This is a genomic window from Microbacterium galbinum (assembly GCF_023091225.1).
GTDB classification, from domain to species: domain Bacteria; phylum Actinomycetota; class Actinomycetes; order Actinomycetales; family Microbacteriaceae; genus Microbacterium; species Microbacterium galbinum.
Genome location: NZ_JAHWXM010000001.1, coordinates 2,373,203 through 2,395,896 on the forward strand (window position 1 = coordinate 2,373,203; position 22,694 = coordinate 2,395,896).

A 22,694-nucleotide genomic window follows, 5' to 3' on the forward strand; every position below is an offset into this window, starting at 1 on the left:
TCATGACCACCACCACCGCACCCACGCGTGCCGATCGTCGCGCCCGCGGCGCCGTCGCCGCGCTCTTCCTCACCAACGGGGCGCTGTTCGCCAACATCCTGCCGCGCTACCCCGAGATCAAGGAGCAGCTCGGGCTCGACAACACCGTCTACGGTCTCGCCGTCGCCTCGTTCCCGGTCGGTGCGATCGTCGCGGGTCTCGCCGCCGCAGCACTGATCCGGCGCTTCGGCTCGGCGAAGGTCGCGGTCGTCGGCACCGTGCTCACGAGCGTGGGAGTGCTCGCCGCCGGTCTCGCGCCCAGCGTGCTGCTCTTCGCGCTGGGCCTCTTCCTCGGCGGCGCGATGGATGCCATCACCGACGTCGCCCAGAACGCGCACGGTCTGCGCGTGCAGCGCGGGTACGGCCGCTCGATCCTCAACTCCTTCCACGCGGTCTGGTCGATCGGTGCGGTGCTCGGCGGATCGATGGCCGCCGCGGCGATCGCCCTCGGCCTGCCGATCGGTGTGCACCTCGCGATCTCGGCGGTGCTGTTCTCGGCCGTGTCCCTGACGGCGCTGCGGTTCTGCCTCCCCGGACTCGATGCGGCCGCCGCAGCCGCCGACGAAGAGGCGGTGGCCGACCCCGCTGATGTGCGCGCGGCGGTGCGTGCCGGCATCCGTCCTCGCGTGGTCCTGATGCTGATCGCCCTGGTGATCATCGCGATGGCCGGAACGATCGTCGAAGACGCGGGTAACTCGTGGGCGACCCTGTACCTGGGCTCGCTCGGCGCCCCCGCGGCGATCGCGGCGACCGGGTTCATCGCGCTCGTCGGCGCGCAGTTCATCGGGCGCCTGCTCGGCGACGGCCTCGTCGACCGCTTCGGCCAGCGACTCGTCGCGCGCGCCGGTGGCGTGATCGTGGTGGTGGGCATGGGTGTCGCGCTCGCGTTCCCCACGATCCCCGGCACGATCATCGGCTTCGCCGCCGCCGGGTTCGGAGTGGCGACCCTGGTTCCCGCCGCGATGAACGAGGCCGATGTGCTGCCGGGCCTACGTCACGGCACCGGACTCACGGTCGTCTCGTGGCTCATGCGCCTCGGGTTCCTGCTGTCTCCGCCCGTCGTGGGAATGATCGCCGACGCGACGAGCCTGCGCGTGGGGCTGCTGCTGATCCCCGCGGTCGGCATCGCCGTGGTGCTCTTCGCCGGGGTGCTGCGGCGGCGCGAGCGCGAGTGAGCCCGGGGGACGGGCGTACCTCACTCAGGAAGGTCGGTCGCCTCGGTGCCGATCTGGCCTGGATTCAGCCGGTTTCGCCCCGATCTTCCTGAGTTGGGTACGGGGCCGCGGTGCGACGGGCGACCCCCGACCTCACACCCGCCCCTCCCGCGTCGTCATCAGGAGCATGAGACGACTCCATTTCCTCGCCCTCGCGTTCTCCGCCCTGCTCGCGCTGTTCGTCGGCGGCTGGGCGTACTTCGCGGCGCAGAGCTTCTACGACTCGTTCCCCGGAGTGCTCGGCTCGTGGGTCTCGGTCGACGGTCCGTTCAACGAACACCTCATCCGCGATGTCGGCGCCATGTACCTGGCGCTCGGAGCGGCGAGCATCGGCGGGCTGATCTGGCGTCACCCGATCGCGCACCGCGTGCTCGGTCTCGCCTGGACGGTCTTCGGCACGCTGCATTTCGCGTACCACGCGTTCCACCTCGCGCACATGCCGCTCGCATCGGCGATCGGCGAGATGGTGGCGCTCGGGATCAGTCTGCTGCTGGGGGTCGTGCTGCTGATCCCCGAGCGCTCTTCTTCTGCACACTCTTCTGCACAGGGATCAGCCCGGTCTGCGCGGTGAGGATCGGTTCGACCGCCCGCCGCTGCGTGCGCATCCACACGATGAAACCGACCGCGGTGAACCCGCCGTAGAACACGTACATGAGTCCGGTGGCGTAATAGCCCGAGCTGAACAGCAGCGGCACGCCCACCACGTCGACGGCGATCCAGATCAGCCAGAACTCGGTCCACCCCTTGGCCATGCCGTAGGTCGCGAGCAGCGAGCCGACGAAGGTCCAGGCGTCGGCCCAGACGGGCTCCCACGAACCGAGCGCCCGGAAGAGCGGGGTCAGCGCGACGGTGCCGATCACCAGGGCGAGCACCAGTCCGATGCGCGCTCCGGTCGGCGCCCACCGCGGCTGGATCCGACCACCCTCGGCCTGACGCCAGCGCACCCACCCGTAGATCGCGACGGCGATGAACATCACCTGGCGTCCGGCCTGCCCGAGCAGGTGCGGCAGCGAGTGGTCGGGGCTGAGCACCGAGCCGAGGAAGACGGTCAGCAGCAGCACGTTGCCGATGATGCCGACGGGCCAGGCCCAGATGCGCCGGCGCATCCCGCCGATCGCGCTCGCGAGACCGAAGGCGTTTCCGACGACCTCGCGCACGAGGAGCGTCTGCCCGCCGGGCAGCACCCAGTTCGAGTTGAACGCCTCGACGAGCCAGTTCAGAGGATCCATGCTCAGGATGCCGGTGCGGGGGTGGCCCGCTCGTCGAGCGTGAGCTGCAGGAAGGTGAGGTCGAGCCAGCGTCCGAACTTGGCGCCGACCTGCGGCATCCGCCCCACCTCGACGAAGCCGAGCTTCTCGTGCAGGGCGATCGAGGCGGCGTTGCCGCTCTCGACGGCGGCGACCATGACGTGCACGCCCTGGGCTCGGGCCCGTTCGATCAGCGCGGTCAGCAGGGCGCGTCCGATGCCGCGTCCGTGCTGCCCCTCGCGCACGTAGACCGAGTGCTCGACCGTGTGCCGATAACCGCTGTGCGGGCGCCACCGACCGAACGACGCGTAGCCGAGCACGCCCGTGTCATCCGTGGCGACGATCACCGGGAATCCGTCGCACGAACGCTCGCCCAGCCACGCGGCCCGGTCGTCGACGTCGACGGAGTCCTCGTTCCAGATCGCGGTCGTGTGCGCCACGGCGTGGTTGTGTATCTCGGTGAGCGCCTCGAGGTCGGCGACTCCGGCATCCCTGATCTGCACGGGGTTCTCCTGGGTCTGCGCTGCGGGAAGCGCATCGCCGACGGTATCAGGATGCGGCGACGTCGGTGCGCCAGTGCGACAGCTTGTGCGGGTTCATCATGATCCACACGCGGGTCACCGCCCCGTCGGTGACGCCGAGGTTCACGACGCTGACGACCTCGTCGTACTCGCGGAACAGCAGCGCGATCCCGTCACCGGTCTCGATCTCCTCCAGTTGCATATCGGGGCGCTTCGCCGCGATCCCGAGCAGGAACCGGGCCACGCGATCGGCGCCGGACACGACGTTGAGCGCCGCGCGCACGACCCCGCCGCCGTCGCTGTGCAGCTCGACGTCGGGGGCGAGCACCCGCAGCAACTGCTCGATACCGCCCGAACGGCTCGCATGCTGGAACGCCCGCACCACCCGATCGTGCTCGGCGCGCGGCACCGCGCTCGTACGGTTCTCCCGCACGTGCCGCCGTGCCGCGGTCGCGAGCTGACGCACGGCCGCCGCCGAGCGTCCGAGGATCTCGGCGATCTCGGGGAACGGCACGTCGAAGATGTCGTGCAGCACGAACGCGACCCGCTCGGCCGGCGTCATCGACTCCAGCACCACGAGCAGCGCGGTCGACACCGACTCATCGAGCGCGACCCGCTCCAACGGGTCGTCGAGGGCGACGGATGCCGGGGCGATCCGCTCCCCACCCACGAACAGGTCGAGCGGCACCGGTTCGGGCAGCCACTGCCCGACGTACTGCTCGCGTCGTCGCCGCGCCGAGGTCAGCAGGTCGAGCGAGATGCGGCTCGCGACCGTGGTGAGCCACCCGGGCGGGTTGAGGATGCCGGAGCGCTCGGCATCCGTCAGGCGATACCAGCGCACGTACGTCTCCTGCACGACGTCTTCGGCATCGGCAAGGGTTCCCGTCATGCGATAGGCGAGGGAAGTGAGACGGCGCCGTTCGCCGAACACGTCGTCCTGGTCGTCGTCCACGGGTTCTCCTCGTCGGGGCACTCTCGAAGACGGGTGCTCTCGAAGACTACCGACCTCACACTCGCGCCCACTGCATCGTCGGACCTGTGACAGGGTGACGCGCAGGGCACCCCGAACGAGAGGAACACCCATGAGGATCGCCGTCGCCGGAGGCACCGGAACCGTCGGACGCCACGTCACCCGCACCGCCCGCGAGGCCGGGCACGATGTCGTCGTGCTCTCGCGCGCGAGCGGGGCGAACGTGCTCACCGGTGAGGGGGTGACCGAGGCGCTCGCCGGAGTGGATGCCGTCATCGACGTCACCAGCATCATGACGCTGTCGGAGAAGAGGGCGCGGGACTTCTTCTCGACCGGCACGCGCACCCTGCTCGCGGCCGAAGCGGAGGTCGGGGTCGCGCACCACGTGGCGCTCTCGATCGTGGGGATCGACGGCATCGACACCGCGTACTACGCGGCGAAGCTCGCCCAGGAACGGGCGGTCGCGGCGGGCACGATCCCGCACACCATCGTGCGCGCCGCGCAGTTCCACGAGTTCGCGGGGCAGGTGCTCGCGCAGATCGCCGGCCGCTTCGCGGTCGCGCCGCGCACGCTCATGCGCCCCGTGGCCGCCCGCGAGGTCGCCGCTCACGTGGTGCGGGTGGCCGAGGCGGGGCCGGTGGGGCGCGCGCAGGATCTCGTGGGTCCGCGCGATGAGACGCTCGTCGACGTCGCCCGGCGGCAGCTCGCCTTCGACGGCATCCGTCGGCGGGTGCTCGACGTGAAGCTGCCCGGCGCCTACGGTCGGGGGCTGGCGTCCGGGTTGCTGCGCGGCGGACCCGACGCGCTGCAGGGCGCGATCACGTTCGACGAATGGCTGCACAGCCCGGATCACGCGCGCGGCTGAGGTCGGGAGGGCCTCTCTGGAGCGCACGCGCAGAATGTGCTCAGATGGAGGCATGAGCACCGTCGACCCCGATGCGGCCCGCCGCGCACGAGCCGCTCGAGTTCCGACCATCAAGGATCTCTTCGTTCCCGGCATCCTCGCCTTCGCCGGCGCGGGCGGTCTGATGACGTGCGTGCTCATGATGGCGCGTGAGCCCGCGGCCGACGAGGTGTCGGCGCACACCGGGTGGCTGCTGGTGGCGATGACGGGCGCCCTGATCGGCGGTCTCGCGGCGATCGCCGGTCTGATCTTCTGGGTACGGCTCTCGGTCAAGAACCTCCGTCTCCCGGGGTGGGCCGCGCCGATCGCGCTCGTGACCGCGGGTGCGGGAGTCGGTTGCCTGCTGAACGCCGGACCGATCGTTCTCGGCGTCTCCCTCCTCGGCGTGAGCGTGCTGTTCGCCCTGCTCGCCGTCGTGGGTCTGCGTCGTCGTACGATGCAGGCGAGTACCGAGGAGGAGATCGTGCGCGGTTCCGATCCGGTCGACGGAACGGTGACGAATCAGGGCTACACGCACTTCGGTGAGTCGACGCGCATCCTCACCGCTGTCACCTACTCCTTCGTCGACGGCCAGGGCACGCAGCGCTTCGTTCGTCGCGGCGCGGTCATCGACGTCGCCGATCCGCTCGTCGAGGGCGAATCCGTCGACGTCTGGTTCGACCGGATGAACCCCGCCGACGAGAAGCGCATCGTCGTTCGCCGTCGGCGCGGCTGAGCCGGCCGGCATCCGCCCGACTCAGGCGGTGAGCGTCGGGAACGTCCAGCTCCCGTCGAGCACCTCGGCGCGCGGGCGGTACAGTCGCACGAGGTAGTTCCACCCCTCGGGCGTCGGGATGACGTTCGGCGTGCCCGTGGGCCAGTCGCCGAAGTGCACCGTCACCGATCCGTCGGGGTTCTTCTCGGCGGTGATGTCGTTCACCGTGTAGGCGTCCGCCGCGTTCGGTTCGAAGAAGCCCTCGGCGTTGTAGACCGAGATCGACCAGAAGCCGTCGACCGGCACGTCGCCGACCGTCAGCTCGTAGGTGCCGAGGGGAAGGCGCGGGTTCGTGCCGAAGTACGTGGCCTCGCTCGTCGGGAGTCCGCCCCATCCCGCGGCCGTGCCGAGCAGGTGGCGCACCGGGTCGACCTCGTCGGCGTGCCCGAAGGTGCGCTCGAAGCCGGTCATCCGCCCCGCCAACGTGAGCAGTGCCGACCGGGTCTCGTCGAACGAGGCCGTGTCGTAGTCGGGCATCTCGAACGGCACGGCCGAGGCGCTCCGCAGCGCGATCGCATCCTGCAGGACCCCGACGGCCGCCACGTCGGCGGGGTCGGCCGGATCGACGAGAATGCGGATCGCGAGGGCGACGTAGGGGGAGCCGAACTCCTCCACCGAGAGCTCGTGCTCACCGGGGGAGTGGAAGACGCGGTTGACGTAGTGGTCGGCGTTCACGACCATCGCCGAGAGGTAGCGGTCGCCGGCATCCGGCAGCGTGAACGAGGCGCCCTGCGAGATGTCGACGATGGCGAAGCTGTAGAGGGTGTCGCGGTTGAGGCGGATGACGGTCTGCTTGTCGATCGCGGCCGGTTCGCGGTTGTGCGAGAACGTGTTGATGCCGCCCGCATCGCGCTGCAGGTCGGCGAACATGCGGTCGTTCTCGGCGCGGACGAAGTTGTCGGCATTCACCAGGGTGCTCACACGCCCGATTGTGGCAGAGCGGCTCCGCGACGGGAACCCTCGTCGGCGAATGTCAGGCGTGGACGTCGGCGGGGGATTCCTCGCCCTCGTGGAAGTTCGGCTTCTTGCCGAAGACTTTCGCGATCCCGAGCACGATCCCGACGATGATGAGGCCGGCGGCGAGGCCGGCGATCGCCGAGAAGAGGGTGTCGCCGATCCAGACGATGACGGCGCCCGCAGGTTCGAGGATGTGCTCGATCCCGTGCAGGATGTCGGCGCCGAAGTGCACTCCGACCGCGCCGAGGTTGACCAGCAGCAGGTGCCCGCCGACCCAGAGCATGGCGACCGTGCCGAGGATGCTGATGAAGCGGAACACTCCGGGCATCGATCGCACGATGCGCATGCCGGTGTGGCGCACGCGCTTCTCGCGGCTCTTCGCCATCTTGAGACCGATGTCGTCGATCTTCACCAGCAGCGCGACCGCGCCGTAGACGACGCCGGTCATGATGAGCGCGATCACGGCCAGGATCGCGAGGGTGGTCCAGATGTCGAGGCCCGCCTCGAGGTTCGACAGCGAGATGAGCATGATCTCGGTCGAAAGGATCAGGTCGGTGCGCACGGCGCCCCACACGAGCTTGTTCTCGTTGCGGGCGCCCTCGTCGGCGTGGCCGTGCTGCACCCCGAACCACTCGAGCACCTTCTCGGCGCCCTCGAAGCAGAGGTACGCGCCGCCGAGGATCAGCAGGTACGGCAGCACGAACGGTGCGAAGGCGGTGAGCAGCAGCGCGACCGGGATGATGATGACGAACTTGTTCGCCAGCGACCCGACGGCGATCTTCGCGACGACCGGCAGCTCGCGCGCGGGCGTGATGCCCTGCACGTACTGCGGCGTGACGGCGGCGTCGTCGATCACGACGCCCGCGGCCTTGGCCGAAGCCTTCATCGCCGCGCTCAGGATGTCGTCGACGACGGCGAGCAGACCAACCGACATGTGCGTCCCCCAGGGTGTGTGTGCAGACGAGACACTCTATCGAGTCGGCGCGGCGCGGGAGTGCGACGCGGGAGTGCGCCGCCGCAGCGCGGGACGGCCGCGCGCCCTCAGCCGCCGAAGAGGTCGCCGAGCCCGTCGTAGCGCCACCCGTGCGGGGCGGCGTCGTCGGGGGTGAAGATCGCGATGAACTCGTTGTTCTGGGTGCGCTCCCAGAACGTCAGGCCGAGGCGCCCCTCGTACAGCGTCACGATCGCCAGGTCGGCGTCGTACTCGGGCATCATCCGACGGAGGGAATCGAGCCGATCCAGCGCATTCGTGAGCACCGGCAGCACGTCGCTCTCGAGCGATGCGGACGATGTCGCGTACGCCTGGATCCCGAGTTCATCGTCGGTGCCTCGCAGAAGGTCGCACTCGAACTCGATGAGTCCGGTGTCGGTCGTCGCTCCCGCGACGGGCGGGTGGCGGCGGAGATCGGCGGCGTAATCCACGGGATCAGCCTAGAGGCGGGCCGATCGGCCCCCGTTCAGCCGAACGTCGGCCCGTTGTCGACGAACACCCCGATGCGGTCGCCGTCGAGCACGAACTGCACGCCACGCGCCTCGGGGAACCGGGCGCGGAGCGTTTCGGGCGCTTCGCTCCGCAGGGGGACCTCGATGGTCGCGGGGAACGCACCCGCGCTGCATCCGTTGTAGATGGGGCCGTTGACTCCCCACGACGTGGAGTCGAAGGAGTCGACCGCGGGCACCTCCTCGGTCGCGACGGCGATGATGCAGACATCCGTGACACCGCTCCCGCCGACCCCGAAACCGCCCTCGGCGTGGAACAGCGTGAGGCCATAGAAGTCGTAGACGGGGGTGTCCTCCGCGGCGCCGAAGAACCCCTGCGGCACCGCGGTCGCCGAGGTCGGATGCAGGGTCGTCGTCTGCGGCACACCCGACGATGCCGACACCGGTGCAACCCCGGTGAGCGCGTAGGTCACGCCGGCAGCCACGGCGGCCGAAGCGATCACCGAGAGCGCCCAGAGTACGCGTCGCCGACGAGGAACGGATGCCGTCGCCCCGACGCGAGCGTCATCGTCGGGTTCGTCGCCGGGGTGCCACCACTCGGGCTCGCCGTCGTGGGCGGTGGGGGCACCGGAGCGGGCGGCGACCGCCGGTGCCGCGTCGGTGGGGAGCTGCTCGGCGGGGGCGGCATCCGGTTCTTCCGCGCCGACCGGCGGTCCTGCGGGAGCCGTCGCGGCGCTCTGCTCGGCACGTCGGGCCGCTTCGAGTTCGCGCAGACGTCGCATCGCGGCGCGGTCGTTCGTGATGTCGGCCCTCGGGCCGTAGGCGCGGGCGCGGAGTTCGCGCAGTTCGGCATCGTTGGCGGCATCCATCCTCGGAATCGTCTCATGTCCGCGTGCTCGCGTGACGAAGAAAAACTCACAGCCCGCTCTCAGCCCTGCGGGACCAAAACGGGTCGCTCGCTGGTTGTGATCAGAGACGTCGCAGCCAGCGGCGTCGGACAAAGGAGACACAGACCATGTCGAACGACTTCCGCAAGACGCCCGAGGCCGTCAGCGACCTCACGCACCTGCAGTACGAGGTCACGCAGGAGGATGCCACCGAGCCGCCCTTCCGCAACGCCTACTGGAACAACCACGACGCCGGCATCTATGTCGACGTCGTCTCGGGCCAGCCCCTGTTCAGCTCCACCGACAAGTTCGACAGCGGCACGGGATGGCCGAGTTTCACGAAGCCCATCGAGGCGGATGCCGTGACCACCCGCACCGACCGCTCGCTGTTCATGAAGCGCACCGAGGCGCGATCCAGCGGGGCCGACAGCCACCTCGGGCACGTCTTCGACGACGGCCCGCGCGACGCCGGAGGCCTGCGCTACTGCATGAATTCCGCGGCCCTGCGTTTCATCCCCGCCGACCAGCTCGTCGAAGAGGGGTACGGTCGCTACAGCGGCCTCTTCTCCGCCGACGGCACCGGCACCACCACCCACGACTCCGAGGAGCAGTCATGACCGATGACACCGGAACCATCACCCGCACCCCCGGCACCGAGACGGCGGTTCTCGCCGGCGGTTGTTTCTGGGGCATGGAAGACCTGATCCGCCGCCAGCCCGGCGTGCTCGACACCCGGGTCGGTTACACGGGCGGTCAGAACGACCACGCGACCTACCGCAACCATCCCGGTCACGCCGAGGCGGTCGAGATCGTGTTCGATCCGACCAAGACGACCTATCGCGACATCCTGGCGTTCTTCTTCCAGATCCACGACCCGTCGACGCGTGACCGTCAGGGCAACGACATCGGGTCGAGTTACCGCTCGGCCATCTTCCCGCTGAGCCCCGAGCAGCAGCAGGTCGCCCGCGACACCATCGCCGACGTCGACGCCTCGGGCCTCTGGCCGGGCAAGGCCGTCACCACGATCGAGGCCGAGGGCCCGTTCTGGGAGGCCGAGCCCGAGCACCAGGACTACCTGATCAAGTACCCGAACGGCTACACCTGCCACTTCCCGCGTGCGGGATGGGTGCTGCCGAAGCGCGCCGAGACCGCGGTCTGAGTCTCTGCCCGGCCCGTCGTCTCTCGGAGGCGGCAGGCCTTTCGCATGCATGGGCGCGGGGCGCGGGGCGCGGGGCGCGCGGTTGGGCGGAGTTCTCCGCGTTGGGCGGACGAACTGTCCCGGAATTTCCGCCCAACGCCGAGATCTCCGCCCGACGCGGTGCCCGACGGCGTGAAAGGCTGGACACTCGACCGCTGAGGAGACTCCCGTATGGACGCCAACCCGCTCATCCCCACCGCCTACGACGTGATCCTCTTTGCGCTGTGGGTTGGGGCGATGGTCTACACGGTGGTCGCTCTCGTCTCCGCCGTGCGTGATCGCCGAGTCGTCGGCATCCGCTTCCTGCTGTGGTTCCTGGTCATCGCACTGGTGCCGGTCATCGGTCCGACCGCCTGGTTCGTGCGGCGGTCGCGCGAGGGTGAGCAGGCGCGGGGCGCAGCCGCCGACTGACGCACGCTCCACAGGAGATCTCGCGCAATGCAGGAGCGGATGCCGAAACCGGTCCTGCAGAGCGTGTGATCTCCTCCGCTGCGCGCGGCCGGATCGGCCCTCAGCCGGAAGCGACCATCCACGCGCCGACGATGGATCCCGCGGCCGACAGCCCCACGGTGCAGAGGACGATGAGCGCGATGAGACGTGCGTGTTCGCGGAGCGCCAGCGACAACACGATTCCGGCTGCGATCGCGCCCACTCCGACGATCAGGTGCGCAACGGTGAGGGCGGACACGATCTGCGGGCTGGATCCGGGCTCACCCCAGCCGCTGAACGCGATCAACCACAGGGCGACGATCGAGGCCCCGAAGCCGAACACCGTCAGCATCCACGTCAGGAAGACGCTCAGGAAGACGTCGCTCCGTGAGCCGCGCTCTGTCTTCGTGGTCACGCCGTCAGGGTACCCGGCGCATCACGTCCACAGGAGATCTCGCGCAATGCAGGAGCGGATGCCGAAACCGGTCCTGCAGAGCGTGTGATCTCCTCCGCTGCGCGCGTCCGGCAGCTCCAGCCCTCAGCCCTGCAGGAACTCCACCGCGGCGCTCTTGAACGCCGACGAGCCCGGGGCGTTGAAGTGGTTGCGGTCGGGGATCTCGAAGAAGCGGGCGTCGGGGGCGGCCGATGCCAGGGCGCGCGAGCCCTCGATGATCGCGTCCTTCGACCCCGTCGCGAAGAGGATCGGGCGGGTGGGGGCATCCGCCGGGTCGGGGTCGATCGACCCGGACGCCCGCATGCCCTCGGCCAGCGCGACGAGCGCGCGCAGGTCGTTGCCGGGCACTCGTTCGGTGAGGGCGATGTAGTTCTGGGTCGTCGGGTCGGCGACCGGGGTTCCGTCGGCGATGTACGCGCGCACCTGGTCGAGGTCGAGACGGGCGAGGGGGATGCCGTCGGGCACCCCGCCGAGCACGGCACGGCCGATGCGGTGCGGCAGCTCCTTCACGACCTCCCAGCCGACCCGCGCGCCCAGCGAGTATCCGACGTACACGGCGTCGTCGACGAGGTACGCGTCCATCACGGCTTCGACGTCGGTGACGAGGGTGCGGATGCTGTAGTCCTCGGCCTGGTGAGGCTTCTCACTGAGTCCGTGCCCGCGCTGGTCGAGGGCGAGCACGCGGTACCCGGCCTTGGTGAGCTCGCGCACCCAGCCGGTGAGGACCCAGTTGTCACGGGCGTTCGAGGCGAACCCGTGCACGATCACGACGACCGGGGCGTCGAGTTCTCCCCAGGTGTACGTCGCGAGGCGAGTGCCGTCAGCGGCGTAGACCTGCTGGGGTTCGGGCATGCGGGTGAGGTCGGAGAGAGGGACAGCCACGGCATCCATTCTGCTCTGCCGGGCGGACACCCGGGCCTTCGTGATGCATGCAGTGCGTCCTCAGCGCTCGGGGTGCACGATCAGCCAGCGGGCGACGGCGTCTTCGGTGCCGGTGTTATGGATGCGGTGGGGTAGCGAGCAGGGGTAGTTGATGGCGTCGCCCGCGCGCAGGATGACGCGCTCGGCGTCGAAGTCGATCGTCAGCTCGCCCGAGATCATCGTGCCGACCTCGTACCCGTCGTGGCGGAACAGCCCTGCTTCGGCGTGCGCACTCGCGCCGGGAGGATACGTCGACTCGAAGTAGTCCACGCCTGGCGTGCGCCCCGGCGAAAGTCGTCGGAACTGGACCCCGCTCTCGAGCGTGACCGACGAAGAATGTCCCGCCCGGTCTAGCGCGAATCCGCTGGAGGGAGTTTCGGGCTCGACGACGGGCTCGAGACGCGGGTCGAAGACGGCGGCCAGTGGTACCCCGAGAGCGTCGGTGATCGCGATCAGCCGCGAGACGCTCGGTTGCAGAACGCTTCTCTCGATCTGCGACACGGCGCTCGGTGAGATCCCCAACCGGAGAGCCAAAGATCGCGCCGACATCCCCTGCCGCTTGCGTAGATCGCGGAGGCGCGCACCCACGTCGAGTCCGAGGGGGAGCGGAGCGAGCGTGTTGTCGACGTTCGGCATGCGTCTGATTCTACGGACAGCCGGACCCGAGTGAATGCCGAACTTCACATCGACGTTACATGCGCGAAACCCGCGCACTCATGTTAATGAATAGCTTCATTCTCAGGATCACCAATCCGGACCCCGACGTCGTGGTCACCGTCTTGAAGACACCAGGCCCTAGGGCCTCCTCCGGAAGGTATGGCAATGACTCCTCCACCCGCAGAGACGCCCACGTCGGCGTCGCCGCAGACGAAACCGCAGGACATCGTCGAAGCCGCCGGTCACCCGACCGGGTCAGGCAACATGAAACCGCACTACGACCCCCGCCTCGCCAACGAGGACCTCGCCCCGCTCCGCAAGCAGAAGTGGTCGTCGTACAACATCTTCGCGTTCTGGATGTCGGACGTTCACTCCGTGGGCGGTTACGTCACCGCTGGTTCGCTCTTCGCCCTCGGTATCGCCGCGTGGCAGGTGCTGGTGGCCCTCGTCGTCGGCATCGTCATCGTGCAGGTCTTCACCAATCTGGTCGCGAAGCCCAGCCAGAAGACCGGCGTCCCCTACCCCGTCGTCAACCGCGCGATCTTCGGGGTCAAGGGCGCCAACATCCCCGCCATCATCCGTGGCCTCATCGCCATCGCCTGGTACGGCGTGCAGACGTTCCTCGCGGCGCAGTCGCTGAACATCATCTTCCTCAAGTTCATCCCCGGGTCCGCGGACCTCCTCGACGTGGGATTCCTCGGACTCTCCGCACTCGGATGGATCTCGTACGCGATCCTCTGGGTCGCGCAGGTCGCCCTGTTCTGGAAGGGCATGGAGGTCATCCGCCGCTTCATCGACTGGGCGGGCCCGGCCGTCTACGTCGTCATGATCATCCTCGCCATCTACCTGGTCTCGCAGGCGGGGTGGGAGAACATCAGCTTCGACCTGTCCGACCCGAGCCAGCCGGCCGTCGGCTTCTGGGGATCGATCGGTCTCATGTTCATGGCGATCGGCGTCGTGGTGTCGTACTTCTCCGGTCCGATGCTCAACTTCGGTGACTTCGCCCGCTACGGCAAGAGCTTCGATGCGGTCAAGAAGGGCAACTTCTGGGGACTCCCGGTCAACTTCCTGTTCTTCTCCCTCCTGGTCGTCATCACGGCATCCGCCACCGTGCCGGTGTTCGGTGAGCTCATCACCGACCCGATCCACACGGTCGAGAGGATCGACACTCCGGTGGCGATCCTCCTCGGCGGCCTGACGTTCGTCACGGCGACGGTCGGCATCAACATCGTCGCGAACTTCATCGCCCCCGCCTTCGATTTCTCCAATGTCGCCCCGCAGAAGATCTCGTGGCGCATGGGCGGCATGATCGCCGCCGTCGGATCGGTCTTCCTCCTGCCGTGGAACTGGTACTCCGACGCCACTGCGATCCATTACTCCCTCGGGGTGCTCGCGGCACTCATCGGACCGCTCTTCGGCCTGCTGATCGCCGGCTACTACATCGCCGCCCGTCAGCGCATCAAGACCGACGACATGTTCTCCATGTCGGAGGAGGGCGCGTACTGGTACCGCAAGGGCTACAACCCGAACGCACTCAAGGCGCTGGTCTGGGCCGGGGTGCCGACCATCCTGATCGCCGTGCTCCCCAAGATGCTCGCCGACCTCGGACTGTTCGACGTCTCGTGGATCGGCAACTTCACCTGGTTCATCGGGTGCGGTCTCGGCTTCCTCGCCTTCACCGTGCTCGAGCGCATCGACCCGAAGGTCCCGACCTTCGAGGGGGAGACCGACGGGATCTCCGACGGCACGATCGACGGCGCCGCAGCGACCGCCGCATCCGAGCCGTCGCCCATCTCCGCCGAGATCCCCGTGGTCGCGGAGGAGCGTGCGTGAGGATCACACTCCTCAACCCGAACACCTCCCGGGCGATGACCTCCAAGATCGCGGTCGCCGCCCGGGAGGTGGCAGGGCCCGATGTCGAGATCACCGCGGTCTGCCCTGATGACGGGCCGGATGCGATCGAGAGCCATGTCGACGAGGCCTTCGCGGCGATGGCGGTGATCGACCTGATCGAATCCGACCAGCGGATGGGCGGGAGCGATGCCTACGTGATCGCGTGCTTCGGCGACCCGGGTCTGGATGCCGCGCGCGAGCTCGTCGACGTGCCGGTCGTCGGCATCGCCGAGGCGGCCATGCACATCGCCGCCATCTCGGGGCGTTCATTCGGCGTGGTCACCACCCTGACCCGCACGCTCGGCAGGGCGCGCGACCTGGTCACCCGCTACGGCATGAGCGCGGCGTGCGTGTCGCTCGCCGGCACCGGCATTCCCGTCCTCGATCTGGAGGACACGTCATCGGAATCGTTCGAGCGCATCGCCGAACTGTGCACGGCGGCGGTGGATGCCGAGGCCGATGTCATCGTGCTCGGCTGCGCGGGTATGGCCGACCTCTGCCGGACCCTCACCGCCCGCGTGGGAGTGCCGGTGGTCGACGGTGTCGGTGCCGCCGTCGGCATCGCCGTCGGGATGGCGAGGATGGGTGTCGGGACGAGCAAGCGCGATGAGTACGCCCTGCCTCCGCGTCGCGCGGCTCTCGCAGGGAGCATCTGACGGCATGAGCAGGTCTCGCTTCACCATCCGCGCCTCGCGCGCGTGGATCGACGGCACGATCCGCCCCGCCGTTGTCCAGGTCGAGGACGGCGTCATCACCGACATCGATGTGCCCGTCGGCGCTCCGCGGCGCAGCGTCACGGTGCGTGATGACGCCGTGCTGCTCCCGGGGCTCGTCGATTCCCACGTGCACGTGAACGATCCTGGCCGCACCGCCTGGGAGGGGTTCCGGTCGGCGACCCTCGCGGCGGCCGCCGGCGGCATCACGACCATCGTCGACATGCCGTTGAACTCACTCCCGCCGACCACGACGCGTTCCGCGCTCGCGACCAAGCGGGCCACTGCCGCGCCCTCCGCGTACGTGGACGTGGGCTTCTGGGGTGGGGCCGTTCCGGACAACCTGGCCGACCTCGCCGCCCTGCATGCAGAGGGGGTGTTCGGCTTCAAGTGCTTTCTCTCGCCGTCCGGCGTGGATGAGTTCCCGCATCTCGACGCGGCGCAGCTGGAGGCGACGATGGTCGAGGTGGCGCGCCTCGACTCCCGCCTCATCGTGCACGCCGAGGACCCGGCGCTTCTGCAGGCCGACGGTCCGATGGGGCGCGAGTACCGCGCCTTCCTCGAATCGCGGCCCGCGGCGAGCGAGGCCTCCGCGATCGACACCGTCATCGCCACCGCCCGGCGCACGGGCGCGAGAGTCCACATTCTCCACCTGAGCGATGCGACCGCGCTCCCGGCGATCACCGCCGCCAAGGAGGAGGGCCTGCGCCTGACGGTGGAGACCTGCCCGCACTACCTGACGCTGATCGCCGAGGACATCCCCGACGGCGCGAGCGAGTTCAAGTGCTGCCCGCCGATCCGCGAGGCCTCCAACCGTGATCTGCTCTGGGAGGGCATCTGCAGTGGGGCGATCGACGCCATCGTCAGCGATCACTCCCCGAGCACCGTCGCGCTGAAGCGGGCGGGCGATGGCGATTTCGGCCTCGCCTGGGGCGGGATCTCCGGGCTGCAGCTCGGCCTGTCGGCGGTATGGACGGAGGCGCGGATGCGCGGCATCCCCCTCGAGACCCTCCTGCCGCTCTTCACCACGGGTCCGGCACGCGTCGCCGGTCTCACCGGAGCGGGATCCATCGAGGTGGGCGCATCCGCAGACCTGACCGTCTTCGGCACGCAGGACAGGTTCCCGATCCGGGCGTCGTCGCTGCTGCACCGCAACCCGATCACGGCCTACGACGGCCGCACGCTCACCGGGCGCATCCGCCGCACCTGGTTGCGCGGCCGGCCGATCTACGACGTCACCGAGGGGGGACCGGGAGAGGCGCCATGGTTCCGGCGTCGCGCCTCCGGGCGCCTGCTGTCCGCGGCGGAGGAACGCGAATGACCGCCCCGCATGCTGCGATCGATCCGACCCTGCCGGTGCTGCAGCCGCTCACGGATGCCGCAGCCGACAAGCATTATCTCTCCGCCGCCCCCGAGAACGTGCTTTGGGGACGGCTCCCGTGCGCAGCGGACCACGCCGTGCGGGAGATCGCGTCGGGCGACACTCTGACCATCGACACCGTCAGCCACGAGGGGATGCTCGAGGACCAGGGCAAAGACCCCCTCGCGTACTTCACGGGCCATGGCGTGCCCGCCCCTGCCGTGCTGACCGACGCGATCGCGATCGCCGCCGCGCTCTCCCGCGACCTCGAGCACGACGGCCCGCACGTCGTGACCGGGCCGATCCATGTGACCGGTGCCGTCCCCGGGGATCTCCTACGCATCACCGTGCTGCGCCTCGAGCCGCGGGTACCCTACGGCGTCATCTCGAACCGGCACGGCAAGGGCGCGCTCGCCGGCGAATTGCCCCGCGACCCGGGCAACGTCAGCGTGTTCACCCCCGTGGCGCAGCGACCCACGGGGCTCGTCGGTGTGCTGCCGGTGCACGAGGGCGGACCCGCGCTCGTCGAGTTCCCGCTGGCGCCCTTCCTCGGCACGATGGGTGTGGCGGTCGCCGGTCCGCAGCGAGCGCACTCGGTGCCTCCCGGGGCCCACGGCGGCAACATCGACATCAAGCTGCTCACCGAGGGCGCCACGCTCTACCTGCCGGTGCAGGTGCCCGGTGCGCTCGCCTACGTCGGCGACCCGCACTTCGCCCAGGGCGACGGCGAGGTGGCCCTCACCGCACTGGAGGCATCGTTGCGGGCGACGCTGCGCTTCGACGTGGTGCCCCGCGCCGTCGCGCTCGCCGAGTTCGGTGAGGTGCTCGGCCCGCTCATCCGGACGCCGGAGTTCCTGGTGCCCACCGGCCTCGATCCCGACCTCGACGTCGCGATGCGCAACTGCGTCCGTGCGGCGGTCGCGCTGATCGGCGCCCGGTGGGGGCTCGACGAGCACCTCGCCTACGCCTACCTCTCCGCGGCCACCGACTTCGACATCTCCCAGGTCGTCGACATCGTGTGCGGCGTGCACGCGCGCATCCGCGAGGCGGACTTCGCACGCGTCGAGCGGCCGCTCCTTCCCGGCCCCGGAAAGGAGGATGCATGAGCGACCTCATCGACCCGAGCATCCCCGACGGCCTGTTGCGCGCGTTCGAGGAGTACGAGCGGGCCATCGTCGAGAACGACCTCGAGGTGCTCGACGCGTCGTTCGCCCGTACGCCGGACACGCTACGCGGAGATCACACCGGCCTCCTCGTCGGTCATGACGCGATCAGCGCGTTCCGGGGCATCCGGGGTGGTGTCCCCGCCCGCGCGATCGAGCGGATCGAATACCGCCCGCTCGGCGTCGACTGCGCGCTCCTGGTCTCGGTCTCACGCTACGCCGGCGGGGGAACCGGGCTGCAGTCCCAGGTATGGCAGCGGGATGGCGAACGCTGGCTGATCGTGGCCGCGCACGTCACTCCACGGTCGCCGGCACTGGATCGGTCGGTGTGGCGGACCGTCGGCGACCCCCTCTGGCAGGGCGCGTGGGAGGGACCGCTCGCCGGCCTCTCGGTCGCCGTGAAGGATCTCTTCGCCCTCAAGGGGTACCGGATCGGCGCGGGCAACCCGACCTATCTCGACGGGGCGCGCGCCGAGCCGAGCACCGCCCCGGCCGTCAGCGACCTGCTCCGCGGCGGAGCATCGTTGCGGGGCATCGCGCGCACCGATGAGTTCGCCTACTCGATCGCTGGCAACAATCCGCACTACGGCACCCCTCCGAACGGGGCGCTTCCCGGGGCCCTGCCCGGAGGGTCGACCAGCGGCCCGGCATCCGCCGTCGCGACCGGCCAGGCCGACATCGCCCTGGCCACCGACACGGCCGGCTCGATCCGCGTTCCCGCCGCGTACCAGGGTTTGTGGGGCCTGCGCACGACGCACGGCCTGGTGCCCCGGCAGGGTCTGCTGCCGCTCGCGCAGTCGTTCGATGCGATCGGGTGGCTCGCGCGCGACGGGCAGACGCTGCAGCGGGTGGCCGAGTGGTGCCTCAGCTACGGAGGATCCGAATCGACCGAGAACGTCCAGGGGGAATCGGATGCAGACCTCCCCTGGCGCTTCGTCGTGCCCGAGGAGATGCTCGCTGCGGCGCACCCGACGACGCAGGATGCTTTCGAAGCCCTGCTGCAAGAACTCGCCGCCCTCCCGGTTCGCCCGATCGTGCGCCGCACGTCGATCGGGTCGCTCGCCGACTACGCGACGCCGTTCCGCACCGTCCAGGCCGCGGAGGCCTGGAGGAACAACGGCGACTGGGTGCGGCGCAACCCGGGAGCTCTCGGAGCATCCGTCGCCGAGCGATTCCGCTTCGCCGCCTCGGTGACCGTCGACGACGAAACGGCCGCCCGCGCCGCCCTCGACGTTCAGCGGGCGCGGCTGGTCGGGCTCGTGCAGGACGAGGTCGTCATCGCGCCGACCGTTCCCGGCCCCGCGCCGGCGCGCACCGCTCGGGGTGAGGGCATCGACCTCGTGCGACAGGCGACCCTGCGCATGACGAGCCCCGCCTCGGTCGCCGGGGTCCCCGCCCTCTCCGTCCCTTTGCTCACGGTCGCCTCCCCGCTCGGGCGCGCCCCGGTGGGTGTCACCCTCCTCTCGCGCGCCGGCACCGACATCGCCCTCGTGCGACTCGCGCGTCGCCTCGCCTCCTCGACGATCCACAGAACGGAAGAACCATGACGGATGCCGCCACGTTCGGCCCCATCGACCCGCCCGCCCGACTGCTGATGGGCCCCGGGCCGACATCGGCCTACCCGAGCGTTCTGCGGTCGATGTCGGCTCCGCTCGTCGGTCAGTACGACCCCTTCATGACCGCCGCCATGGCCGAGACGCAGGAGCTGTACCGCCAAGTCTGGGCGACCGGGAACGAGGCGACGCTGCTGATCGACGGCACCTCGCGGGCGGGCATCGAAGCGGCGATCCTCTCTCTCGTGCGCCCGGGCGATCGGGTTCTCGTGCCGATCTTCGGTCGGTTCGGACACCTGCTCGCCGAGATTGCCGGACGCGCCCTCGCCGAGGTCCACACGATCGAGGCCGAGTGGGGGCAGGTGTTCCCCGTGTCGGTGATCGAGGAGGCGATCGTGCGGGTTCGTCCCACGATGCTCGCGATCGTGCAGGGCGACACGTCTACCACGATGAACCAGCCCCTGGAGGGGCTGGGGGAGATCTGCGCCCGCCACGGCGTGCTGTTCTACTCGGATGCGACGGCGTCGCTGGGAGGCAATGAGTTCGAGGCGGATGCCTGGGGGCTCGATGCGGCGACCGCCGGACTGCAGAAGTGCCTGGGTGGCCCATCGGGCTCGGCGCCCCTGACCCTCTCGCCGCGAGCCGTCGAGGTCGTGCAGTCCCGCAAGACGATCGAGGCGGGCATCCGCGAACCGGGCGACCCGGTCGCGGAGGACTTCGTGCGCTCGAACTACTTCGACCTCGGCATGATCCTGGACTACTGGGGGCCGCGCCGACTCAATCATCACACCGAGGCGACCTCGATGCTCTACGCGGCCCGGGAGTGCGCCCGGGTTCTGGTCGCCGAGGGGCGGTCGGCGGTGATCGCCCGGCATCGACGGGCGGGTGACGCGATGCTCGCCGGTGTGCGCGGGCTGGGGCTTGCCGTGTTCGGCGATGTCGCGCACAAGATGAGCAACGTCGTCGCCGTCGTGATCCCCGACGGCGTTCCCGGCGACATCGCCCGGCAGGCGCTCCTCGACGACTTCGGCATCGAGATCGGCACCTCCTTCGGTCCGCTCCACGGCCGCGTCTGGCGCATCGGGACGATGGGCGTCAACGCGCGCAAGGACGCCGTACTCACGACTCTCGCGGCGGTCGAATCGGTGCTGCGCCGGTTCGGTGCGCCAGTCGCCACGGGTGGAGGGGTCGACGCCGCCCTCGATGCGTACGCGGGGGCCGAGTGACCGCGCTGCTGGACCGTTTCTTCGCCGCCGATGCGGCCGCTCTCGAACGGCTCGCGGTCGCCGCCCGCCGCGTGATGACGCGGTGCGAGGAGCTCGCCCGCATCAGCGCCGCCGACAGCGGCATCGAGCGCGTCTACCTCTCACCCGAGCACGCACGCGCGAACCGCCTCATCGCCGGATGGATGCGCGAGGTGGGGATGACGACGTGGCAGGATGCCGCGGGGAATCAGGTCGGACGGCTCGAAGCCCGCGCGCGTAGCGCTGCGGCGCCGGTCGAGCCGAACGCCGCGGCGCTGCTCCTCGGGTCGCATCTGGACACCGTGCCCGACGCGGGCCGCTACGACGGGATCGTCGGCGTGCTCATGGCGATCGAGACGGTGCGGCTGCTGCGCGTCGCGGTGGGGAGGTCGTGGGCGTCGCCCTTTCCGTTCGCCCTCGAGGTCATCGCTTTCTCGGATGAGGAGGGCACGCGCTTCGGAACGGCGCTGCTGGGATCGGCCGCGGTCGCGGGTGCCTGGCGGCCGGAGTGGTGGGCTCTCACGGATGCGGCGGGCACGACTCTGCATCAGGCCTTCCTCGAGTTCGGTCTCGACCCGGCGCGTGTCGGCGAGGCAGCGCGGCGGCCCGAGGAACTCATCGGCTATCTCGAAGCGCACATCGAGCAGGGGCCCGAGCTCGACCAGCGCGGGGAGGCGCTCGCGGTCGTGTCGTCGATCGCGAGCGCCCGCCGATTCCAGTTCGTGATGGAGGGAGAGGCGCGCCATGCGGGCGGCACCCCCTACGCCTCGCGCCATGACGCGCTCCTCGGGGCGAGCGAGGCCGCTCTGGCGGTCGAGCGCATCTGCATGGACGAGCATCATGTCATCGGAACCGTCGGCCGTTTCGAGGCGTTCCCCGGTGCGGTCAACGTCATCCCCGGCGAGGTGCGGTTCAGCCTTGACCTGCGCGGAGAGTTCGACGACCAGCGCGATGACGTGTGGGACCGCATCGCGGAGGAACTCGGCGCCATATCCTGGCGGCGCGGGCTGCGGTGGCAAGCGCGCGAAGTGCATCGTGCGGCCGCGGTCGCGTGTGCGCCGCTGCTGCAGGACGTGGTTCGCGCCGGCATCCTGTCCACCCTCCCCGGCGGAGCCGACGATCCTGCGGTAATCTTCAGCAGGGCCGGCCACGACGGAATGGCCATGGCCGCGGTCACCGGAGTCGGAATGCTGTTCCTGCGCAACGCCGACGGCATCAGCCATCACCCCGACGAGCTCGTATTGGGCGAGGACGTCGGCCGGGGCATCCGCGCGCTCGCCGAAGCGGTGCTCAACCTCGGCGCTGAACTCGGCCCGACCCTGGCGAGGATCCGTCCATGACGCTCACCATCACCCACCCGCGCTCCGGGGAGCGCGCGCCCTCCGTCACGCTGTGGATGATGATGGTGCTCACCTTTGTCACCGGGGTCGTCGATGCGGTCGGCTTCCTCGGGCTCGACCGCGTCTTCGTCGGGAACATGACCGGGAACATCGTGATCCTCGGGATGGCGGTCGCGGGGGCGGACGACCTCCCCGTGATCGGACCGGCGATCGCTCTCGGCACGTTCACCGCCGGCGCATTCATCGGCGGCATGGTGCTGCGTCGGCGTCGGAAGATCTGGAGCGGCGGGGTCTCGGTGCTCCTCGGGAGCGGCGCCGCCGTGCTGGGGCTGCTCGGCCTGGCCTACGTCGTGCCGGGATGGTCGGAGTCGTCGGCGCTGGAGCTCGCGGCGTCATCGGCGACGGCTGCGGCGATGGGCGTGCAGGCGGCGGTCGCACGCAGCCTCGCGGTCGCCGATGTCACCACCGTGGTGGTGACATCCACGCTCACCTCCCTCGCCAGCGAGTCGCTCGTCTCGGGAGGGGTGAGGGGGCTGTGGAATCGTCGCTTCGCCGCCATCGCGATCATCTTCGCCGGGGCGCTCGTCGGGGCCCTGCTGCTCCGCTTCGGAGTGGCCGTGCCGCTCCTGGTGGCGGCGCTGCTCACCCTGGTGGTGGTCGCCTGGGGGCATCGCTCGCTCCACGTTCCGGTGTGACGCGGCATCCGCCCGCCCGCAACCTCCAGACACGACGAAACCCACCGGGAACGTCGAGACCCACCGCCCCCGACGTGCGGGGCGATGGGTCTCGACGGCGGTGGTGGGTCTCGACGCGAATCCGTCAGTGACCCGACTCAC

Annotated in this window: 25 protein-coding genes; 15 read left to right on the forward strand and 10 right to left on the reverse strand. The window is 69.8% G+C overall.

Features of this window, described 5'->3' with window-relative positions:
* Positions 1-2: 2 nt before the first annotated feature.
* On the forward strand, positions 3-1,214 hold the full coding sequence (locus KZC52_RS11335; protein WP_247624146.1) for an MFS transporter: 1,212 nt from the start codon (positions 3-5) through the stop codon (positions 1,212-1,214).
* 166 nt (positions 1,215-1,380) lie between these two features.
* Positions 1,381-1,824, forward strand: coding sequence for a hypothetical protein (locus tag KZC52_RS11340; RefSeq protein WP_247624147.1), 444 nt, complete (start codon positions 1,381-1,383; stop codon positions 1,822-1,824).
* Here KZC52_RS11340 and pnuC read toward each other — a convergent pair.
* From pnuC to sigJ, 3 genes are read right to left on the reverse strand one after another with little or no spacing between them, the layout of a single operon-like run.
* Complete coding sequence (gene pnuC, locus KZC52_RS11345) at positions 1,733-2,482, reverse strand: nicotinamide riboside transporter PnuC (RefSeq protein ID WP_247624148.1); 750 nt, start codon at positions 2,480-2,482, stop codon at positions 1,733-1,735. The two genes, KZC52_RS11340 and pnuC, sit on opposite strands and share 92 nt — an antisense overlap.
* A gap of 2 nt (positions 2,483-2,484) precedes the next feature.
* Positions 2,485-3,003, reverse strand: coding sequence for a GNAT family N-acetyltransferase (locus tag KZC52_RS11350; protein WP_247624149.1), 519 nt, complete (start codon positions 3,001-3,003; stop codon positions 2,485-2,487).
* A 46-nt stretch (positions 3,004-3,049) separates the two neighbouring features.
* Positions 3,050-3,973, reverse strand: a complete 924-nt coding sequence (gene sigJ, locus KZC52_RS11355) for an RNA polymerase sigma factor SigJ (RefSeq protein ID WP_247624150.1) — start codon at positions 3,971-3,973, stop codon at positions 3,050-3,052.
* Between the two features lie 130 nt (positions 3,974-4,103).
* On the opposite strand from sigJ, the gene KZC52_RS11360 reads away from it, so the two are divergent.
* A complete protein-coding gene (locus KZC52_RS11360) occupies positions 4,104-4,856 on the forward strand; it encodes an SDR family oxidoreductase (RefSeq protein WP_247624151.1) in 753 nt (250 codons plus the stop codon).
* A 52-nt stretch (positions 4,857-4,908) separates the two neighbouring features.
* Entirely contained in the window at positions 4,909-5,610 is a 702-nt protein-coding gene (locus KZC52_RS11365; RefSeq protein WP_247624152.1) for a DUF3592 domain-containing protein, read from the forward strand.
* A 21-nt stretch (positions 5,611-5,631) separates the two neighbouring features.
* Here KZC52_RS11365 and KZC52_RS11370 read toward each other — a convergent pair whose 3' ends face one another.
* The 4 genes from KZC52_RS11370 to KZC52_RS11385 all read right to left on the reverse strand — a co-directional run bounded on the left by KZC52_RS11370 (position 5,632) and on the right by KZC52_RS11385 (position 8,915).
* Positions 5,632-6,570 (reverse strand): DUF1214 domain-containing protein, encoded by a 939-nt coding sequence (locus KZC52_RS11370; protein ID WP_247624153.1) that lies wholly within the window; start codon positions 6,568-6,570, stop codon positions 5,632-5,634.
* Positions 6,571-6,622: 52 nt separating this feature from the next.
* The gene (locus KZC52_RS11375; protein ID WP_247624154.1) at positions 6,623-7,540 is read right to left on the reverse strand and encodes a DUF808 domain-containing protein; all 918 of its coding nucleotides are present in this window, start codon (positions 7,538-7,540) and stop codon (positions 6,623-6,625) included.
* 107 nt (positions 7,541-7,647) lie between these two features.
* A complete protein-coding gene (locus KZC52_RS11380) occupies positions 7,648-8,028 on the reverse strand; it encodes a hypothetical protein (RefSeq protein WP_247624155.1) in 381 nt (126 codons plus the stop codon).
* Between the two features lie 35 nt (positions 8,029-8,063).
* Positions 8,064-8,915: a hypothetical protein gene (locus KZC52_RS11385; RefSeq protein ID WP_247624156.1), complete on the reverse strand. Its 852-nt coding sequence runs from the start codon at positions 8,913-8,915 to the stop codon at positions 8,064-8,066.
* Positions 8,916-9,061: 146 nt separating this feature from the next.
* Between KZC52_RS11385 and msrB the strand changes: the two genes are divergently transcribed.
* The 3 genes from msrB (at position 9,062) to KZC52_RS11400 (ending at position 10,542) form a co-directional block, all read left to right on the forward strand.
* Positions 9,062-9,550, forward strand: a complete 489-nt coding sequence (gene msrB, locus KZC52_RS11390) for a peptide-methionine (R)-S-oxide reductase MsrB (protein ID WP_247624157.1) — start codon at positions 9,062-9,064, stop codon at positions 9,548-9,550.
* Positions 9,547-10,092, forward strand: coding sequence for a peptide-methionine (S)-S-oxide reductase MsrA (gene msrA, locus KZC52_RS11395; RefSeq protein WP_247624158.1), 546 nt, complete (start codon positions 9,547-9,549; stop codon positions 10,090-10,092). Before msrB ends, msrA begins: the two co-directional genes overlap by 4 nt.
* A 210-nt stretch (positions 10,093-10,302) precedes the next feature.
* Positions 10,303-10,542 carry a PLDc N-terminal domain-containing protein gene (locus tag KZC52_RS11400; RefSeq protein ID WP_247624159.1) on the forward strand — a complete coding sequence of 80 codons (240 nt, stop codon included), beginning with the start codon at positions 10,303-10,305 and terminating at the stop codon, positions 10,540-10,542.
* Positions 10,543-10,642: 100 nt separating this feature from the next.
* Here KZC52_RS11400 and KZC52_RS11405 read toward each other — a convergent pair whose 3' ends face one another.
* The 3 genes from KZC52_RS11405 to KZC52_RS11415 all read right to left on the reverse strand — a co-directional run bounded on the left by KZC52_RS11405 (position 10,643) and on the right by KZC52_RS11415 (position 12,571).
* Positions 10,643-10,975: a hypothetical protein gene (locus tag KZC52_RS11405; RefSeq protein WP_247624160.1), complete on the reverse strand. Its 333-nt coding sequence runs from the start codon at positions 10,973-10,975 to the stop codon at positions 10,643-10,645.
* Positions 10,976-11,098: 123 nt separating this feature from the next.
* The gene (locus KZC52_RS11410; RefSeq protein ID WP_281731544.1) at positions 11,099-11,905 is read right to left on the reverse strand and encodes an alpha/beta fold hydrolase; all 807 of its coding nucleotides are present in this window, start codon (positions 11,903-11,905) and stop codon (positions 11,099-11,101) included.
* A gap of 51 nt (positions 11,906-11,956) precedes the next feature.
* A complete protein-coding gene (locus KZC52_RS11415) occupies positions 11,957-12,571 on the reverse strand; it encodes a helix-turn-helix domain-containing protein (RefSeq protein ID WP_247624162.1) in 615 nt (204 codons plus the stop codon).
* Between the two features lie 186 nt (positions 12,572-12,757).
* Between KZC52_RS11415 and KZC52_RS11420 the strand changes: the two genes are divergently transcribed.
* From KZC52_RS11420 to KZC52_RS11455, 8 genes are read left to right on the forward strand one after another with little or no spacing between them, the layout of a single operon-like run.
* On the forward strand, positions 12,758-14,425 hold the full coding sequence (locus KZC52_RS11420) for an NCS1 family nucleobase:cation symporter-1 (protein WP_247624163.1): 1,668 nt from the start codon (positions 12,758-12,760) through the stop codon (positions 14,423-14,425).
* Positions 14,422-15,141, forward strand: a complete 720-nt coding sequence (locus tag KZC52_RS11425) for an aspartate/glutamate racemase family protein (RefSeq protein WP_247624164.1) — start codon at positions 14,422-14,424, stop codon at positions 15,139-15,141. The genes KZC52_RS11420 and KZC52_RS11425 overlap by 4 nt, the downstream gene beginning before the upstream one ends.
* Positions 15,142-15,145: 4 nt before the next feature.
* On the forward strand, positions 15,146-16,519 hold the full coding sequence (allB, locus tag KZC52_RS11430) for an allantoinase AllB (RefSeq protein WP_247624165.1): 1,374 nt from the start codon (positions 15,146-15,148) through the stop codon (positions 16,517-16,519).
* Complete coding sequence (locus KZC52_RS11435; protein ID WP_281731255.1) at positions 16,516-17,664, forward strand: acetamidase/formamidase family protein; 1,149 nt, start codon at positions 16,516-16,518, stop codon at positions 17,662-17,664. Before allB ends, KZC52_RS11435 begins: the two co-directional genes overlap by 4 nt.
* Positions 17,661-19,268 (forward strand): AtzH-like domain-containing protein, encoded by a 1,608-nt coding sequence (locus tag KZC52_RS11440; protein ID WP_247624166.1) that lies wholly within the window; start codon positions 17,661-17,663, stop codon positions 19,266-19,268. The genes KZC52_RS11435 and KZC52_RS11440 overlap by 4 nt, the downstream gene beginning before the upstream one ends.
* A complete protein-coding gene (locus tag KZC52_RS11445) occupies positions 19,265-20,500 on the forward strand; it encodes a pyridoxal-phosphate-dependent aminotransferase family protein (RefSeq protein WP_247624167.1) in 1,236 nt (411 codons plus the stop codon). The genes KZC52_RS11440 and KZC52_RS11445 overlap by 4 nt, the downstream gene beginning before the upstream one ends.
* Positions 20,497-21,858, forward strand: a complete 1,362-nt coding sequence (locus KZC52_RS11450) for a Zn-dependent hydrolase (protein ID WP_308194257.1) — start codon at positions 20,497-20,499, stop codon at positions 21,856-21,858. Before KZC52_RS11445 ends, KZC52_RS11450 begins: the two co-directional genes overlap by 4 nt.
* Positions 21,855-22,553 (forward strand): YoaK family protein, encoded by a 699-nt coding sequence (locus KZC52_RS11455; RefSeq protein ID WP_247624168.1) that lies wholly within the window; start codon positions 21,855-21,857, stop codon positions 22,551-22,553. Before KZC52_RS11450 ends, KZC52_RS11455 begins: the two co-directional genes overlap by 4 nt.
* Positions 22,554-22,694 lie beyond the last annotated feature (141 nt).